This is a genomic window from Sphingopyxis chilensis (assembly GCF_035930445.1).
GTDB classification, from domain to species: Bacteria; Pseudomonadota; Alphaproteobacteria; order Sphingomonadales; family Sphingomonadaceae; genus Sphingopyxis; species Sphingopyxis chilensis.
In genome coordinates this window covers 3,706,223-3,722,992 of record NZ_CP142394.1, presented here as the reverse complement: position 1 = coordinate 3,722,992, position 16,770 = coordinate 3,706,223, and the positions used below count along the sequence as shown (strand labels likewise).

At 66.3% G+C, this 16,770-nt stretch carries 21 protein-coding genes; 7 read left to right on the top strand and 14 right to left on the bottom strand.

What is annotated here, in order from left to right; genetic code table 11:
• Positions 1 to 10 precede the first annotated feature (10 nt).
• Complete coding sequence (locus VSX79_RS17620; protein WP_136172969.1) at positions 11 to 400, top strand: flagellar export chaperone FliS; 390 nt, start codon at positions 11 to 13, stop codon at positions 398 to 400.
• Positions 401 to 588: 188 nt separating this feature from the next.
• Here VSX79_RS17620 and VSX79_RS17615 read toward each other — a convergent pair whose 3' ends face one another.
• The 14 genes from VSX79_RS17615 to VSX79_RS17550 form a co-directional block, all read right to left on the bottom strand.
• Positions 589 to 1,662 (bottom strand): sigma-54 interaction domain-containing protein, encoded by a 1,074-nt coding sequence (locus VSX79_RS17615; protein WP_179497839.1) that lies wholly within the window; start codon positions 1,660 to 1,662, stop codon positions 589 to 591.
• A 181-nt stretch (positions 1,663 to 1,843) separates the two neighbouring features.
• Positions 1,844 to 2,707, bottom strand: coding sequence for a flagellar motor protein MotB (locus tag VSX79_RS17610; protein WP_326913971.1), 864 nt, complete (start codon positions 2,705 to 2,707; stop codon positions 1,844 to 1,846).
• A complete protein-coding gene (motA, locus tag VSX79_RS17605) occupies positions 2,707 to 3,570 on the bottom strand; it encodes a flagellar motor stator protein MotA (RefSeq protein WP_179497836.1) in 864 nt (287 codons plus the stop codon). The genes VSX79_RS17610 and motA overlap by 1 nt, the downstream gene beginning before the upstream one ends.
• A 102-nt stretch (positions 3,571 to 3,672) precedes the next feature.
• On the bottom strand, positions 3,673 to 4,503 hold the full coding sequence (locus VSX79_RS17600; RefSeq protein WP_179497834.1) for a flagellin N-terminal helical domain-containing protein: 831 nt from the start codon (positions 4,501 to 4,503) through the stop codon (positions 3,673 to 3,675).
• A 15-nt stretch (positions 4,504 to 4,518) separates the two neighbouring features.
• The gene (flgK, locus tag VSX79_RS17595) at positions 4,519 to 5,844 is read right to left on the bottom strand and encodes a flagellar hook-associated protein FlgK (RefSeq protein WP_326913970.1); all 1,326 of its coding nucleotides are present in this window, start codon (positions 5,842 to 5,844) and stop codon (positions 4,519 to 4,521) included.
• The gene (locus VSX79_RS17590) at positions 5,841 to 6,161 is read right to left on the bottom strand and encodes a rod-binding protein (RefSeq protein WP_326913969.1); all 321 of its coding nucleotides are present in this window, start codon (positions 6,159 to 6,161) and stop codon (positions 5,841 to 5,843) included. Before VSX79_RS17590 ends, flgK begins: the two co-directional genes overlap by 4 nt.
• On the bottom strand, positions 6,158 to 7,267 hold the full coding sequence (locus tag VSX79_RS17585; RefSeq protein WP_179497828.1) for a flagellar basal body P-ring protein FlgI: 1,110 nt from the start codon (positions 7,265 to 7,267) through the stop codon (positions 6,158 to 6,160). The genes VSX79_RS17590 and VSX79_RS17585 overlap by 4 nt, the downstream gene beginning before the upstream one ends.
• A 14-nt stretch (positions 7,268 to 7,281) precedes the next feature.
• Complete coding sequence (locus tag VSX79_RS17580) at positions 7,282 to 7,839, bottom strand: flagellar basal body L-ring protein FlgH (RefSeq protein WP_407697289.1); 558 nt, start codon at positions 7,837 to 7,839, stop codon at positions 7,282 to 7,284.
• 82 nt (positions 7,840 to 7,921) lie between these two features.
• Positions 7,922 to 8,707, bottom strand: a complete 786-nt coding sequence (flgG, locus tag VSX79_RS17575) for a flagellar basal-body rod protein FlgG (protein ID WP_179497824.1) — start codon at positions 8,705 to 8,707, stop codon at positions 7,922 to 7,924.
• 12 nt (positions 8,708 to 8,719) lie between these two features.
• Complete coding sequence (gene flgF / locus VSX79_RS17570; protein ID WP_179497822.1) at positions 8,720 to 9,463, bottom strand: flagellar basal-body rod protein FlgF; 744 nt, start codon at positions 9,461 to 9,463, stop codon at positions 8,720 to 8,722.
• A gap of 35 nt (positions 9,464 to 9,498) precedes the next feature.
• Positions 9,499 to 10,326 (bottom strand): flagellar hook-basal body complex protein, encoded by an 828-nt coding sequence (locus VSX79_RS17565; RefSeq protein WP_179497820.1) that lies wholly within the window; start codon positions 10,324 to 10,326, stop codon positions 9,499 to 9,501.
• Positions 10,327 to 10,330: 4 nt separating this feature from the next.
• Entirely contained in the window at positions 10,331 to 10,630 is a 300-nt protein-coding gene (locus VSX79_RS17560) for a flagellar hook assembly protein FlgD (protein WP_179497818.1), read from the bottom strand.
• A 1-nt stretch (position 10,631) separates the two neighbouring features.
• Positions 10,632 to 11,042: a flagellar basal body rod protein FlgC gene (gene flgC, locus VSX79_RS17555; protein WP_037512556.1), complete on the bottom strand. Its 411-nt coding sequence runs from the start codon at positions 11,040 to 11,042 to the stop codon at positions 10,632 to 10,634.
• Positions 11,039 to 11,380: a flagellar basal body rod protein FlgB gene (locus tag VSX79_RS17550; protein ID WP_179498870.1), complete on the bottom strand. Its 342-nt coding sequence runs from the start codon at positions 11,378 to 11,380 to the stop codon at positions 11,039 to 11,041. The genes flgC and VSX79_RS17550 overlap by 4 nt, the downstream gene beginning before the upstream one ends.
• 340 nt (positions 11,381 to 11,720) lie before the next feature.
• Here VSX79_RS17550 and VSX79_RS17545 point away from each other — a divergent pair, with 340 nt between their 5' ends.
• The 6 genes from VSX79_RS17545 to VSX79_RS17520 all read left to right on the top strand — a co-directional run bounded on the left by VSX79_RS17545 (position 11,721) and on the right by VSX79_RS17520 (position 16,763).
• The gene (locus tag VSX79_RS17545; RefSeq protein ID WP_179497816.1) at positions 11,721 to 12,230 is read left to right on the top strand and encodes a flagella basal body P-ring formation protein FlgA; all 510 of its coding nucleotides are present in this window, start codon (positions 11,721 to 11,723) and stop codon (positions 12,228 to 12,230) included.
• 168 nt (positions 12,231 to 12,398) lie between these two features.
• Positions 12,399 to 12,695, top strand: coding sequence for a flagellar biosynthesis anti-sigma factor FlgM (flgM, locus tag VSX79_RS17540; protein WP_179497814.1), 297 nt, complete (start codon positions 12,399 to 12,401; stop codon positions 12,693 to 12,695).
• Positions 12,695 to 13,000 carry a hypothetical protein gene (locus VSX79_RS17535; protein WP_179497805.1) on the top strand — a complete coding sequence of 102 codons (306 nt, stop codon included), beginning with the start codon at positions 12,695 to 12,697 and terminating at the stop codon, positions 12,998 to 13,000. The genes flgM and VSX79_RS17535 overlap by 1 nt, the downstream gene beginning before the upstream one ends.
• A 79-nt stretch (positions 13,001 to 13,079) precedes the next feature.
• Positions 13,080 to 13,907, top strand: a complete 828-nt coding sequence (locus VSX79_RS17530; RefSeq protein ID WP_179497803.1) for a transglycosylase SLT domain-containing protein — start codon at positions 13,080 to 13,082, stop codon at positions 13,905 to 13,907.
• Complete coding sequence (gene flhA / locus VSX79_RS17525) at positions 13,904 to 16,027, top strand: flagellar biosynthesis protein FlhA (RefSeq protein ID WP_326913968.1); 2,124 nt, start codon at positions 13,904 to 13,906, stop codon at positions 16,025 to 16,027. Before VSX79_RS17530 ends, flhA begins: the two co-directional genes overlap by 4 nt.
• Entirely contained in the window at positions 16,017 to 16,763 is a 747-nt protein-coding gene (locus VSX79_RS17520; RefSeq protein ID WP_326913967.1) for a sigma-70 family RNA polymerase sigma factor, read from the top strand. The genes flhA and VSX79_RS17520 overlap by 11 nt, the downstream gene beginning before the upstream one ends.
• The last annotated feature ends 7 nt before the right edge of the window (positions 16,764 to 16,770 follow it).

Sequence of the window (16,770 nt, the reverse complement as noted above, 5' to 3'; positions counted from 1 at the left end):
GACCGCCGCCGTGACCGCTACCGCCTCGACCGTCCGGGCGACCGGGCTTTATCGCCGATTGCAGAATGAAAGCCGCGCCGCCGCCGCCGACCCCGTCGAGCTGGTGACGATGCTTTATGACGAGCTCGAAACCGCTGTCGGCGTCCTCGCCGCCATGGTGCGGCAGGGGCAGCGCATTTCGGCCACTGAACCCGCGCACCGCGCACGCGCGATCCTGATCGGTCTCGACGTCAATCTCGACCGCGACAAGGGCGGCGACGTCGCGACGGCGCTATCGCGCGTCTATCGCAGCATGCGCCGCAAGCTCGACGATGCCGTCGCGGCAAACAGCGCCGAAGGACTTTCCGAACTGCTCGAAGGTATCCTCACGATCAGCGCCGCCTGGCGGCAGCTCCGCTGACGCCCGCCGCGATGATCGCCGAATGACAAACGGCCCGCCCTTCGCAGGAAGGAGCGGGCCGATGCCGTTTATCAAGCGAGCCCGCTGGGTACCCGGCCGCCCGAGGTGGGGACGGACGGCCGGGTGGTGCGGGAGCGGACCAGAGCCCCCTTTTTCAGCGGGTGCTGAAACTTGTATCGCAAGCGCTGTCAGGCAGCCTGCTGGTGGACGCCATATTTGCGCATCTTTTCGATCAGCGTCGTGCGCTTCAGCGTCAAAAGGCGCGCGGCTTCCGAAATGATGCCGTCGGCAAGGTCGAGCGCGACGTGGATCTGTTCGAGTTCGATGGTTTCGATCTCGCGCTTCAGGTCGATCGGACGGCCCGGAGCCGGCGTCTTGGCCTGCGGCGCGGCCACGGCGAAAGGCGCTGCGGCAAAATCGTCCGCGCTGGCCTGCACCGCGGCAACGCTGCCAGGGACAGCGTACCGCGGCGCAAGCGCTGCGGTGGGGTTCAAAAGCATCGCGACATCGTCCGCGCCGAGCGTCTCGCCGCCATGGAGAACGCTGGCGCGTTCGACGAAATTCCGGAGTTCGCGCACATTGCCCGGCCACCCGTGCTGCATGAGCAGCGCCATCGCGGCGTCGTCATATCGGCATTTGGCATCGGCCGGCATCCGGCGCTGAAAGTGGCGGACGAGCGCCGGGATATCCTCGACGCGGCTGGCCAGGCTGGGGACCTGGAGCACAACCACGCCGAGCCGGAAGAACAGGTCTTCGCGGAATTTGCCATCGGCGATCGCGGCGCCGAGATCCTGGTGGGTAGCCGAAATGACGCGGACATCGACAGCCTTTACCTCGCTGCTGCCGACGCGGACGATCGTCCGGTCTTCGAGCACGCGGAGCAGTTTCACCTGCATGTCGAAACGCATGTCGCCGATTTCGTCGAGGAAGAGCGTACCGCCCTCGCTCGCTTCGAAATGGCCGATGCGGCGGGCATGGGCGCCGGTGAAGCTGCCCTTTTCATGCCCGAACAATTCGGATTCGATAAGTTCGCCGGGGATCGCGCCGCAATTGATCGCCGAAAAGGCCTTGCCCGCACGGGCGCCTTCGTCGTGGATCGCGCGGGCGACCAGTTCCTTGCCCGAGCCCGACGGGCCGCAAAGCATCACCGACGCATTCGAGCGCGCCACGCGCCGGATCATCTCGCGCAGCCGGCAAACCGCCGGGCTCGACCCGATGATCAGCGCTTCGAGCGCTGCATTGTTATTAAGCCCCAGTGTCATTTTGGTCTCCACCGCACCGCCCGCTCGGTGCCCCCTTCGATGGACTCAGGAATTGACGAAACTGGTAAACAAAAGCTTATCGCGCCTTCGCTAAGTCCTTCAAAATTAAGTGATATTGCCAGATTGGAAGTATCTGTGGCGCAAATGCGTTAACTACCTCCGATATGTTGCCAAACTGGCACTAATTATCGAACCCGCGCCAACCGAGGGTGATCGAGATGCGGCGATTGCGCGGATCGAATCGGTCGGAGGGGACATAGGGCTCGCGATCGGCGACTCCCTCGATTCGCGCGAAACGCTCCGACGCGATGCCGCGGAATTCCATATAATGGCGCGTCACTTCGGCGCGATCGACCGATAGTCGCCAATTGTTCGTCCCCGCCTTCGCCGACCATGGCGCGGCATCGGTGTGCCCGCGGACCATGACCTGGTTGGGCACCTCGGCGATCGTCGCCGCGACCTCCGCGAACAGTTTGGCGCCGGCGGGCGTGAGCTGGCTGGTGCCGATCGCGAACATCGAGACATCGGCGTCGTCGACGATGTCGATCCGCAACCCTTCGATCGTTTCGGTGAAGCGCAGGTTCCGCGCAAGGCGTCTGAGTTCGGCCCGACTCTGGATCCGGTCTTTCAGCGACTGGGCGAGCAGGTTGAATTTCTTCGATTCGGCTTCGCGCTCGCGGCCCGACGCCTCGCGCGGCCCGCCGACCGCGTCGCGCGGGATCGTCATCGCGCGCGTGCCGGTTTGCGCCGCGCCATGCGGATAGCGGTCGACCGACACCAGCGAGTCGCCCCCGAACAGGCCGGTCGATCCCGCGGTATCGGTTTGCGTCTGCACGATCGTCGGCGCGAAATAGTCGGCGAGCGCCTTGCGCTGCTTCTCGTTCGTCGCGCCGAGCAGCCACATGAGCAGGAAGAAGGCCATCATCGCGGTGACGAAGTCGGCATAGGCGACCTTCCACGCGCCGCCGTGATGGCCGCCATGCGCTTGCTGGATCACCTTCTTGACGATGACCGGCCGCGGCGGGGTGTTCGGACGCGCCGCCATCAGCGACCCCGCATTCCATCAAATACCTCGGCGAAGCTCGGCTGGTTATGATGGTCGACGCCCGAGCGCGCCGCCTCGATCACCAGCGGCTGCGGGTGGCCGTGGAGCGAGGCGATGATCAGTTGCTTTACCGTGTGATAGATGGCGCCGTCGCTTTCGATCACCGTCTTGGCGCGCGTCGCGAACGGGCCGACGAGGCCATATGCGAGCAGAACGCCGAGGAAGGTTCCGACCAACGCCGAGCCGATCATCGCGCCGAGGATTTCGGGCGGCTTGTCGATCGAGCCCATCGTCTTCACGACGCCGAGCACTGCGGCGACGATACCAAGCGCCGGGAGCGCGTCGGCGAGGCTCTGCAAGCCTTCGGCGGGTTTGAGGCTATGGTGGTGGTGGCTTTTCAGCGCATTGTCCATCACCTCCTCGACCGCGTGCGGGTCGAGCGTCCCCGAGGACACCACCACCAGGCGCAGCGTGTCGCAGATCAAGTGGACGAGCGTGTCGTCCTTCAAGAGCTTGGGATATTGCTGGAAGATCGTCGAATTCTTTGGATCCTCGATATGCGGTTCAACCGCGACCGGACCCTCGGTACGCATCATCTTCATCAGCGACGAGACGAGCAGGATGCAGTCGAGATAATCCTGCTTCTTGTACTGCGGCCCCTTGAACACCTTGCCGAGCCCGCCGGCCAGCGCCTTCAGATCGGCGCCCGAATTGCCGATGATCAGCGAGCCGAGCGCCGCGCCGCCGATGATCAGCATTTCGTGCGGCAGCGCGTGCATGACGGGGCCAAGATTGCCGCCGGTCAGCGCGAAGCCCCCGAAAACCAGCAGGATCAAGACGACGATGCCGACAACGGGAAACATGTGTGCGCAACTCCATTGGGGACCCGGCTGTCGAGGCCGGCCCCCGCGAACTCAGGGACGTCTTGATGTTTAACGGCAGCGGCGCCGCAAGATTGAGGGCCGTCAGGTCAAAATATCGAACAAGGTCTGCCGGTTGATCTTGGCGAAGGCCGCCTGCGCGGCCTGCAACGTCAGGTCCTGGGCGTGAAGCTGGGCGATCGCCTCTTCGAGGTTGGTATCCTCGACCACCGAGCGTTCGTCCTTGAGCGTGATCCCGCGCGACGCGAGGCTGTCGCCGATGCGTTCGAGGCGGCCGCCCGACAGGCCGATCTTGGCATGTTCGTCGGCGACGTGGCTGATCGCGGTCGCGAGCGCGTCGAGCGACGCGTTCATCGCCGTCTTGTCATTCGCCGCGACCGCCGCGGCGGCGTCGCGGATGCCCGTCGACAGGCTGTTGCCGCCGACGACGAAAACATCGGCCGCCGACGGGACGGGCGCGAAGGTGACGTCCGAATCGAAGCGCATCACGCGCGCGGGGCCGGTAGCGAATACCGGCTCGCCGTTCGAATCGCGGGTTGCCGCGAGCGCGTCGAGCTCATCGGCGATCGTCCCGAGTTCGGCGGCGATGGTGGCGCGGTCGGCAGGGTTCGCTGTATCGCTCGCGGCGGCGAGCGTCAGTTCGCGCGCGCGCGACATCAGGTCGCTCACCGATTTCATCACCCCGTCGGCTTGCGACACGAGCGCCGAGGCCGAATTGACGTTGGCCGACCAGGCGGTCATGCTCGCCTGTGTCGTGCCGATCGTCGCGATGCGCCGCGCCGCGACCGGGTCGTCGGACATGCGCAGCAGCTTCTTGCCGCCCGAGATCTGGATCTGCGTCCGCTCGAGCGCGTCGGCGAGCTTCTGTTGGCGCGCGATTTCGCGCGTCATGCGGTTGCCCACGGCATTGATCATGGTTTCGACCTTCCCTTAGAGCGAGCTCAGGAGCGTTTGCATTGTTTCGCGCGCGACCTGGATCGTGCGCGCGGCCGCCGAATAGGCCTGCTGGAAACGCAGCAATTCGGCCGCCTCGGTGTCGAGATCGACCTGGCTGACCCCGTCGCGCGCGGCGGCCGACGCGTCGGCGCGCGTCGCCGCAGCGGCATCCTGCGCGCGCGCCGACGCGACCGTCTGCGCCTGCGTCGCCATATGGCCCGACCAGCGCGCCTCGGGATCGTCCGCCCCGCGCATCGTGCCGAACGCCAGCATATTGCCGTTGCTGCCCGACGCGTCGGCGACGGCCACCTGATCGGGGGTCAGTGCAGCGGCGGTGAGCGTCGCCGCGCTGGTGCCCGTGAAGAGCGGCTGGCCCGGATTGCCGTCGGCATCGGTGCCCGCCTGGTGCGCGGCGTTGAGCTGGGCCGCGAAATCGGTCGCCATCGTATCGAGCGCGGTGCGCTGGTCGGCGACGTGATTGGCGCCCTCCGCCAGCCCCGCGAGCGAGCCGGTCGAGATCGCGAGCGCCCCCCCCCCGACGCTGTACGACAACCGCCCGTCCGGCGCGGCGGTCACCGAAATCGGGTTCACCACACCGCCGCCGACGAGCAGGTCGCCCGATCCCGCGGCGCGGAGCGTCACCGCGCCATTATTGTCGAAAGTCGCGCTGACGCCCGCCTGCGACGACAATTTGTCGAGCAGCCGGTCGCGCTCGTCGAGCAGGCTCGCCTCGTTCGTCGAGCCGGGGCGCGCCTTGCGCAACCCGATATTGATCTGTTCGAGCGCATCGAGGTTCGCGTTGAACGTATCGACCTCGCTCGCGGCGGCGCCCTCGATCCCCTCGCCCATCTTGTCGAGCTGGTCCGCGGCGGTGCGAAAGCCCGATGCGATATCGTCGACCGACTGCAGGAACTGCGCGCGCAGCGTCCGGTTCGAGGGGTCCGAGGTGAGCTGGTCGGCGGTCGTATAGAGGTTGGTGAGGCCGGTCTTGATGCCGTTCGTCTCGTCGCTCAATGCCGCTTCGACCTTGTCGAGCCAGCTGAGCTTCGTCGCCGCGCGCCCCGAATCGCCCGAGGTGATGCGCGAATCCTCGATCAGCCACGCGTCGACCGAACGGTCGAGGCCGCGGATATCGACGCCCCCCGGGTTGGTGTTGCCGCGATAGAAGATCGAATTGCCGCCGCCGACGGCTTCCATCATCTCGAGCCGGCGCCGCGCGTAACCGGGCGTCTGGGCGTTGGCGATATTGTCGCCGATCGTCGAAAGCGCGCGTGAATAGGCCTTGAGCCCGCTATAGCCGATGCCGAGCAGGTCGCTCATTGCACGCCTCCCCCGGAACCGCCGGCCGCCGCGCCGCCGGCGAGGCCGCGGAACTGGCGTTCGACCATGTCGGCGATGCCGAACTGGCGCATCGCGGCGAGGCTGTCGGCGGTGCGCGCGTCGGCCATTTCGCGGAAATTGTCGGTCGCGCTCGATCCGAGGATATCGTCGCCGAGCTTCGCCTGGCGCATCGACGCCATCAGCTGGCGCAGGATCACGGCCTCGAACGCCTCGGCCGCCTTGCGCAGCCCGCCGTCGCCGCCCCCCGCAGCCGCGGGGGTCGGCGTCGCCGAAACGGAAGAAATGGGGCTCGTCATATTATCACCAGTTCCGCAGTGAGCGCGCCGGCCTGGCTCAGCGCCTCGAGGATGGCGACGAGGTCGCCGGGAGGAACGCCCAGCCGGTTGATCGAATCGACCAGCTCGGAAAGCGAGGCATTGGGTTGCATCAGGAAGGCCGGACGATAGTCTTCGGACACCTCGATTTCGCTCGACGGTTCGATCGCGGTCTGACCGCGGCTGAACGGCGCGGGCTGGACGACCATCGGCGCTTCCTTGATCGAGACGGTGAGCTTGCCGTGGCTGACCGCTGCGGTGCCGACGCGGACCGCGCCGTTGATCACTACCGTGCCCGTGCGGGCGTTGACGATTACCTTCGCCGGCGGCTCCGAACGCGTGACGCCGAGATTCTCGATCTGCGACATCAGCCGCATCCGGTCGTCCCCGTTTCCGCCGGCGCGGATCGCGATGCTGGCGCCGTCGATCATCGACGCGGTGCCGGGGATCGCGGCGTTGATCGCGTCGGTGACGCGCTTGGCATTGGTCGCGTCGAACTGATGCAGGTTGAAGGTGAGGTAGCTCGCCGAGGCGAAGCCGGTGTCGACTGCGCGTTCGACCGTCGCACCGCCCGCGATGCGCCCGCTCGACGGCACATTGACCGTCAGCTTCGACCCGTCGGCGGCATCGACGCCGAGCCCGCCGATCACCAGATTGCCCTGCACCATCGCGTAAATCTGGCCATCGGCGCCATAGAGCGGCGCGAGCACGAGCGTGCCGCCGCGCAGGCTTTTCGCCTTGCCGATCGCCGACACGGTGACGTCGAGGCGCTGGCCGGGCTTGGCGAAGGGCGGCAGCTCGGCGGTGATCATCACGGCCGCAGCGTTTTTGAGCGCCGGGTTCACGCCCGGGGGCAAGGTCAGGCCGAAGCGCGATACCGCGCCGCGCATGCCCAGCGTCGAATAATCGAGGCTGTCGTCGCCCGTGCCCGCGAGCCCGACGACCAGGCCATAGCCCGTCAGCTGGTTCGCACGCAGGCCCTGGAACTGGCCCATATCCTTGATGCGCTCGGCGTGCGCGGGCGCCGCGAAGGCGAGGCTCGCGAACAGAAGCGCAAGAAAGGTGAACAGGGTCGGACGCTGGGTCACTTCAAATTCCTCGGTTAGAAGGGGCTGATGATCGAGAAGAAGCGCTGCAGCCAGCCTTGCCGGCTGGCGCGGGCGATCTCGCCCTTGCCGACGTAGCGGATGTTCGCATTGGCGACGCGCGTCGACAGGATGCGGTTGTCGGGGCTGATGTCGATCGCGCGCACGATCCCCGAAATCTGGACGCGCTCGTCGCCGCGATTGAGCGTCAGGAATTTCTCGCCCTTCACGAGCATCGTGCCGTTGGGATAGACGGCGGCGACAGTCACGCTGACCTCGCCCGACAGCGCGTTCGACTGCGACGCCTCACCCTTGCCCTTGAACTGCTGGCCGCCCCCCATCGCGATATCGCTGGGGTTGAAAAGCGACAGCGGACCGGTGGTCGGCGGGCTGAGGCCGATATCGCCGTCGCGCTGCGTACCCGCGGCGTTGCTCTTTGTCGCGGCGGTGCGCTCGACGAGCTGGATCGTGATGATGTCGCCGATGGCGCCCGCGCGCCCGCCCGAGGTGAGCGGCACATAGGCGCCTTGAAAGATCGAGCCGTTCGCGGGCGGCGGCGGCGGGGGCAGCGGCATCGACACCGCAAAGGCGTCGGGCGGCAGCTTGTCCTTCGCCTGCGCCCCCATGGGCGCAAGCGCGAGGGCCAGCAGCGCCAGCCTAGAGAGTCTGCGACGCATTTTTCATCATCTCGTCGGTGGCCGAAATCATCTTCGAATTGACCTCATAAGCGCGCTGCGTCTCGATCATGTCGACGAGTTCCTCGACCACATTGACATTCGATCCCTCGAGCATGCCGCCGCGCAAGGATCCGCGACCTTCCTCGCCCGCACCGCCGACGAGCGGGGCGCCCGAGGCCTGCGTCTCGACGAGCATGTTGCCGCCGATCGCCTGCAGCCCCGCCGGGTTGGCAAAGCGCGCGATCTCCATCCGGCCGAGCTCGAGCGCGGTGCCGTCGGCGGCGGTCGCCGACACGGTGCCGTCGAGTCCGATCGTCACATTGCTCGCGTCTTCGGGGATCTGGATCGCGGGGGTCAGCGGCTTCCCGTCCGAGGTCACGATCGTCCCGTCGGGCGAGCGGCCGAAATTGCCGGCGCGGGTATAGCCGATACGCCCGTCGGGCATTTCGACCTGGAAATAGCCGGCGCCGTCGATCGCGACGTCGAGGCCGTTGCCCGTCGTCTGGAAGCTGCCCTGCGTATCGATGCGCGCGGTGCCGTTCAAGGCGACGCCGGTGCCGAGGTTGAGCCCTGTCGCATAGCGGTTTTCGGCGGTCGATTGCGCGCCCGCCTGCGTCATCATCTGATAACTCAGCGTCTCGAAGCTCGCGCGGTCGCGCTTGAAACCCGTCGTGTTGACGTTGGCGAGGTTGTTGGCGATCACCTGCATCCGGAAGCCCTGGGCATCCAGACCGGTCCGCGCGACGTGCAAGGCACCGATACTCATTTCAAATTCTCCTTAACGGGGGAGCTGCATCAGATTGGCGGTCGCGCTGTCCATGTCGCGCACGTCGCCGATCATCTTCAATTGCGTGTCCCAGCTGCGGCTCGCCTCGATCATCTCGACGAGCGCGCTGGTGGCGGTGACGTTCGATCCTTCGATCGAGCGGGTGAGGAGGCGCGCTTCGGGATCGTCGGGCAGGATGCCGCCGCCCTTCACGCGGAACAGGCCGTCGAGCCCCTTGGCGATCTCCGACCCCGCCGGCGTCGCGAGCCGCAGCCGGTCGACTTCCTGCGGATTCTCGGCGTCGCCTCCCTGCGGCACGATCCACACACGACCTTCCTGGTCGATGGTGATCGCGTCGGCGGGCGGGATCGTCACCGGGCCCTGCGTGCCCTGGACGGGATTGCCGTCCCCGGTGGTCAAGAGCCCGCTCGGCGCGACCTGCAGGTCGCCGCGCCGCGTATAAGCTTCTTCGCCATCCTTCGCCTGCACGACCAGCAAAGCGTCGCCCTGCATCGCGATGTCGAGGTCGCGGCCCGTCTGGGTGACGGTGCCGGCGCGCATGTCGGCGCCGAGCACTTCTTCCGACGACATCGCGCGCGCGTCGAGCCCGCTGCCGTCGAGCCACAACGACTGGGCATTGGCCATATCGGCGCGGAAGCCGGGCGTCTGCGCGTTCGCCAGATTGTTGGCGATCGCCGTCTGCCGGGACATGCTGCCCCGCATCGCGGTAAGGCTGGTATAGATGAGGCGGTCCATCTGGATACTCCCGGCAGGCGGCGGTCAGGGCTGCGTCAGCGCATGCCGATGATCGTCTGGGTCAGCTGCGACGCGCCCTCGATCGCTTTGGCATTGGCCTGGAAATTGCGTTGCGCCGACATCAGCATCACCAGTTCCTCGGTGATATCGACGTTCGACCGTTCGAGCGCCCCCGAACGAACCGCGCCCATCGAGCCGCTGGTCGGACCGTCGATCGTCGGCGCGCCGCTTTCGCCCGTCGACTGCCAGTGCGCGTCGCCGGTCGGGCGCAGGCCCGACATCGTCGGGAAGGTTGCCATCGCGACCTTGCCGAGCATCTGGTCCTCGCCATTGGCGAAGGTCGCCGTGACGAGGCCGTCGAGGCCGATCGACACATTGACCAGCGACGAGGTCGGATCGGACGGCGCGCCCGTGGGCAGTTGCAGGTCATAGGCGCCGGCGAGCGTGTTGTTGGTGACGTTGCCGTTGGCGTCAACGGGCAGGAGCTGGAGCTTTGCGCCCGTCGTGTCGATGACATAGCCATCGGGCGTCGGTTCGAACGAACCGTTGCGCGTATAGGTGATCGCCTCGGTCGGGGGATTGCCCTTCACGATGAACATGCCCTCGCCGACGATCGCCATGTCGAGCGTCTTTTCGCTCGCTTCGTACGATCCCTGCGTGAACTGCTGGGTGATGCCATTGAGGCGCGTGCCCTGGCCCGCGATCGTCTTCGTCGACTGCGTCGGCGACGAAGCGAAAATGTCGCCGAACTGCGCCTTGCTGCGCTTGAAGCCGACCGAGCCCGCGTTGGCGATATTGTTCGAGATGACCGACATGTCGGTTTGCGAGGCCTTGAGGCCCGAAAGCGAGGTAAAGAATGACATGGACTTATCCTTCCTGGGTGGTGGGGGTCGAGGGCGTTGCGGCCTTGATGTCCTGAAGCAGCTGCGTCTGCGCGGCGAGCTGCTCCGAAATCTGCGCGAGCACCGTGTTGGTTTCGCTGATCCCCGCGAGGCTCGAGAATTGCGCCATCTGCGCGACCATCTCGGTGTTATCGACGGGGTTGAAAGGATCCTGCTGCGACAGCTGCGCGGTCATCAGGCGAAGGAAATCGCTCTGGTCCATCTGCTGACTGCTGCCTTTCGGCTGGATCACCGGATTGTTGTTCGTGATGCTGTAGACGCCCATCTTACTGTCCCATCCTGAGGGTTTCGTTGATCAGGCCCTTCGCGGTTTCGAGGACCTGGACATTGTTCTGATACTGGCGCGCGGTCTCGACCATCTCGACGAGCTCGGCGGCGCTATCGACCGCGGCTTCCCAGACGTTGCCGTCGGCGTCGGCGAGCGGGTTCGACGGATCGTGGCGCTTCGAAGGCGCCATTTTCGAGGTCGTGACCTGGTCGATCTGCACCGTCGCGCGGCCATGGTCGTCCATCACAGTGCGAAAGACGGGCTTCAGCGAGCGGAAGGCGCCCGCTTCGCTGCCCGCGACCGTCCCCGCGTTGGCGAGGTTCGAGGCGGTGGTGTTCAGCCGGACGAGCTGCGCCGACATGGCGCGACCGCTGATGTCGAAGACGGAGAAATTGCCGTTCATCGTCATTCGCCCTTCAGCGCGCGCGACAGCGTGTTGATGCGGCCGCTGAGGAAAGCGAGGCTCGAACGATAGGCGAGCGCGTTTTCGGCATAGGCGGTCTGCTCGGTCGCCATCTCGACGGTATTGCCGTCAAGCGACGCCTGGACGGGCACCCGGTACGACTCCGCGCTTTCGGTCGAGGCACCTTGCTGCGCGAGGTCCAGCGCCTTGGCGAAGTCGAGATCGCGCGCCTTGTAACCCGGCGTCGCGGCATTCGCGATGTTCGACGCGAGCATCATCATGCGCTGGCTGCGAAGCTGGAGTGCCGTCGCATGCAGGCCAAAGAGTTTCTCGGATGCCATCATCACATTCCTTCCATTTCCGCCATCCGGCGGCGGGCCTTCCAATCCCGCCATCCAGCGGCAGGCCTTCGGTTGCCGCCCTCCGGCGTCGGAGCCGTTCGCCGGGGTCCGGCCGGCTGGCACGGACGCGCGGAAAAACACCAAGGCATAATGCAATGGCCGTGCCAAACATGATTTTTCTCATTATTTCAGCTATTTATATAAGATCATGCAAACGACGCCGAGCGGCTCGTCAAAAATCTGACGACGCGCGGTCGCGTCCGGCGGAACCGCGCGTCAAACCGTGACTGGCACGCTTCCTGCACAATATCGGGCGAGCCTATCGGATCGAAGGAGATCGACCTTGTCCCGCAAAATTCTCGCCGGCCTCGCCGCCTGCGCCACCGTCGTCCCGCATATCGCCGGGGCCCAGCAGGCAACCGAGGACTGGCAATCGATCGATGCGCTGACCGCAACGATCGCCAGCGCCCTGGGTCGCACCGCGACCCCGATCGACCGCCGCATCAAGCTTGCGCGCTGTCCCGAACAGGCGTCGATCACCGCCATCGACGCGCGCACGCTCGCGGTGCGCTGCGCCCCGCTCGGCTGGCGCCTGCGCGTCCCGATGACGGGCCCCGCCGGCGCGGCCCCCGCGGCGGCAAACTATGCCCGTCCCGCGGCAAGCGCCCCGGTGATCCGCCGCGGCGACAATGTTCGCGTGACGATCGACACCGACAGCTATTCGATCAGCTATGCCGCGATCGCCGCCGAGGACGGGCGCGTCGGCGAAACGATCGCGCTCAAGGGCAACGACACCCGGTCGTCGCTCAGCGCCACCGTCACAGGCCCCGGACGCGCGGTGCTGCAAGACTGATTTTCGCCTGCTTACCCATCCACCGGGCCCGGGCTGTCGGCTTTCCGACGGCGCCGGGCCTTTCTTTTGTTTTTTGTGATCGGCGGCCTTAATCGCCGCGGATCGCGTCCGTTAAAGCCTTCGTGAACCGCGCCGTCACTTTTCTGACGGCACCGGATGGAGGCTTTTATGTCGGGTGACAGCAAGATCGGACCCGTTGGCGGCGTCGGCCGCACCGGCCCGTTGCGGCGGGTCGCCAGCGACAATGTCGCGGCGCGCGCGCCCGCGCAGCTCCAGCCGGCGCAGGAGAATCTACCGACCGCAAAGCTGACGCGCCTCGCTAACAGCCTGGCCGACCAGTCGCCGCCTGTCGATGTCGCACGCGTCGCCTCGCTGCGCACGGCGATCGCGAATGGCAGCTATGGCGTCCACCCGGCGATCATCGCGAGCGCCATGCTCGATTTCCACGGCCGCGGGACCGACTGATGCTGGCGCAGATGGACGAGGTTCAGTCGCGGCTCAACACGCTCGTCGGCGCGCTCGACGGCCACGACGCCGGCGCGATCATCGCGGCGACCGAAGAACTCGCCACTGCGGTAATCCTGTTTCGCGGCGCGGCGATCCCCGCGGGCAGCGAACATCGCGCGCGCGCGCTGATCGGGCAGACGCTGAACCAGCTTGAGGCCGCGGCGGTGCGCGTCAATATCTTGAAGAACTGGACGCGTCAGAGGATTGACAAGAATCACGAAATCCGCGGCACGCGACCGCGGGGTGCGGCTTTAAGCTACTGATAACCAGATAATTTTCCTAGACTTTCGAGAAATGGCACGATGATTGCTTTTGGTCTGCTGAACAAGCGGAACCAGAGCCATGAACGCAATCAACAATCCCCTAGGCGCCGGCCGCATCGCCGCACCCGTGCTCGATGCGGTGCAGAACGCGTCGGCGCGGTCGGGAATCGATTTCGACTATCTGTTCGACGTCGCCCGCGTCGAGAGCGGCTATAATCCGGCCGCGCAGGCCCAGACCTCATCGGCGCGCGGCCTTTATCAGTTCACCAGACAGACCTGGCTTGCAACGCTCGACCGCCACGGCGCGAACCATGGCCTAGCGTGGGCTGCCGATGCGATCGGCCGCGACGCGTCGGGCCGGCTGACCGTCGCCGACCCCGCGCTCCGCCAGCAGATTTTCGATCTGCGCGACGATCCGACGGCGTCTTCGAACATGGCGGCCGCGCTGACCGGTGACAATCGCACCTATCTCGAAAGCCGGATCGGCCGCGCCGCCGAGCCGGTCGATCTCTATCTCGCGCATTTCCTCGGGAGCGGCGGTGCCGCCAAATTCCTGACGGCGCTCGCAGCCAACCCCGACCAGCCCGGCGCATCGATGATGCCCGAGGCCGCCGCCGCCAATCGTTCGGTCTTTTACGCCGCCGACGGCAGCATGCGCAGCCTTGGCGAGATCCGCGAACGCTTTCGCGTGAAGCTCGAAGAGGGCGGCAAGGTCGAAAATATGAAACCCTTCCCCCCCTCGGGCTGGCACGCGCAGGCGAGCAGTTCGAGCGGGCTCGCGGGCGCCGGCGGAGGCCGTCCGCCGCTCCAGATGATGGATATCCAGCCCATGCCCAAGACGCTCTCGATGGGCTTTGCCGCCGATGCCTACCGGCGGCTCGCCTCGCTTTCGGGAGGCGCCGCATGACCGCGGACTTCAACCTCCGCAACGTCGCGCGTTTCGCCAGCATCTCGGCACTGCCGGCGGGGATGCTGATCCTCGTCGGGCTGATGGTGATCCCGGTCTCGCCGCTGATTCTCGACATCAGCTTCGTCGCGAACATCATGATCAGCCTCCTGATCCTGATGGTCGCGCTGCAGGCCTCGAAACCGCTCGATTTCTCGGCCTTCCCGACCGTGTTGCTCCTCGCGACGCTGTTCCGGCTCGCGCTCAACGTCGCCTCGACACGCGTCGTGCTCGTCCACGGCCACGAGGGCACCTCAGCGGCAGGCCATGTCATCGAGGCGTTCGGCCAGGTCCTGATCGGCGGCGACTATGTCGTCGGCCTGTTCGTCTTTTTCGTGCTGATGATCATCAATCTGATCGTGATCACCAAGGGCGCGGGCCGCGTGTCCGAAGTGTCCGCGCGCTTCACCCTCGACGCGCTTCCCGGCAAGCAGATGGCGATCGACGCCGACCTCAACGCCGGGCTGCTCACCCCTGAAGAGGCCAAGGCGCGCCGCGTCGAGGTCGGCACCGAAGCCGATTTCTACGGCTCGATGGACGGTGCATCGAAATTCGTGAAGGGCGACGCAGTCGCGGGGCTGCTCATCCTGTTCGTCAATATCATCGGCGGGCTGATTCTCGGCATCTTCAGCCACGGGCTCAGCCTGTCCGAAGCCGGCAGCACCTATATCACGCTCGCGATCGGCGACGCGCTCGTCGCGCAGATCCCGGCGCTGCTGCTATCGATCGCCGCCGCCGCGATCGTCACCCGCGTCGCCTCGCCCTTCGACCTCAGCGGCCAGATCGGCAGCCAATTCTCCTCGCCCGTGATCTGGATGGCGGTCGGCGGCATCCTCCTCATCCTCGGCCTCGTCCCCGCGATGCCGCAGCTCTTGATCCTGCCCGCGTCCGCGCTTGCCTTCGCGATCGGCTGGCAGCTCCGCCGCGCCGAGGCGGCGGTCGCCGACCTGCCCGAGCCCGTAGCCCCCGCGCCCGACCCGTCGCATATCGAATGGTCCGATGTCAGCGACGCGAGCGCGTGCCAGCTCGAGATCGGCTATGCGCTCGTCACCCTCGTCGACGAACGCAAGGGGTCGCCGCTGATGACGCGCATCACCGGCATCCGCCGCCAGTTGTCGAAGGAACTCGGCTTCGTCGTTCCGCCCGTGAAGGTCAGCGACGACCTTTCGCTCCCCGGCAACGTCTATCGCATCTCGGTCGCCGGGGTGATCGTCGGCGAGGATGAGGTCTTTCCCAACGAAATGCTCGCGCTCGATTCGGGCGACCTCGTCACCAAGGTCGTCGGCCGCCCGTGCAAGGATCCGACCTTCGGCCTCGACGCGCTGTGGATTCCGAAGGCGATGCAGAATGACGCGATCGCGGCGGGCTATACCGTCGTCGATCCCGCCACCGTCGTCGCGACGCACCTCAACAACAGCATCGTCGGTTCGGCCGCCGAGCTGTTCGGCATCGACGACGCGCAGGCGCTGATCGACAATCTCAAGACCCGTTATCCGCAGCTGGCCCAGAATCTGAGCCCCCAGGGCTATGCGCTGCCGCGCGTCGCGAGCCTCTGCAAATCGTTGCTCGTCGAGCGCGTGCCGCTGCGCGATTTCCGCAAGATCGCCGAAGCGATGGTCGCGCTGGCGGCGCAGCAGCTCGGCGAGATCGACCTTGTCGAAGCGGTGCGCCAGCGCATCGGCGCGCTGATCGTCCAGACGATCGTGCCGAGCCGGATGCCGCTGCCCGTCGTCACCTTCAGCCCCGAGATCGAGATGCTGCTCAATCAGGCGGTTCGCGCCAATCCCGCCGCCGAATGGCCGTTCGAACACGGCCTGGCGATGACGATCATCGAACAGGTCGGTCAGGCGGTCGAACCGCTGCTGCTCCAGACGCGCAGCTTCGCGCTCGTCGCCTCGCCGATCTGCCGCTCCGCCCTCTCGCGCCTCGTGCGCGCCACTTTCCCCGACGTCGCCGTCATCTCCTATCTCGAGATTCCGGCGACCAAGCAGACCGAAATTGTCGCGACGATCGGCGCCGAAGTGCCGCGCCTCGCGGCCGGGCCGGTAGCCCATATGGAGGACCAACCGCATGAGAATTGAGCCCGCCGAGCAGTTTGCCGCGAGCGGCGGCCGCGCGCCGCGAGCGCGCGGCTATGGCGAGAGCGCCGAGGCGCTGGTCGAGGAATATGCGCCGCTGGTGCGCAAGATCGCCTGGCAGGTCTTTTCGCGCGTGTCGCGGACGAGCGAGCTCGACGACCTGATCCAGACCGGGTTGATCGCGCTGATCGAAGCAAGCCGCCATTATGAGGAGCGCGGATTCGCCTTTGCGACCTATGCCACGACGCGCATCCGCGGCGCGATGATCGACCAGCTGCGCCGCGAAGCCGACGTCGGCCGTTCGGCGATGGTCGCCGCGAAGCGGATCCAGGCGATGCGCAGCACGCTCGAACAGCAGCTGATGCGCGCGCCGACCACGGCCGAGATGGCGGTCGCCTTCGACATGTCGGCGGAGGATTATTTCGCGCTCGAACGCAATGCGACGCACGGCCGCTCGACCTCGCTCGACGAGCTGACCGATATCGGCGCCTTCCTTGCGGCTGATGAGGATGCCGGCGCCGACGATCGCTGCGAGCAGGAAGATTTGATGGGCGCGCTGCGCCAGTGCGTCGGCCGCCTGTCCGAGCGCGAGCAGATGGTGCTCCAGCTCTATTTCTTCGAAGAGCTCAACCTGCACGAAATCGGGCTGACGCTCGACGTCAGCGCGGCGCGCATCTGCCAGATCAAGCGCGAGGCGATGGCCAAGGTCGATCGCATGATGAAGGACATGACCGAATAGGCGATTG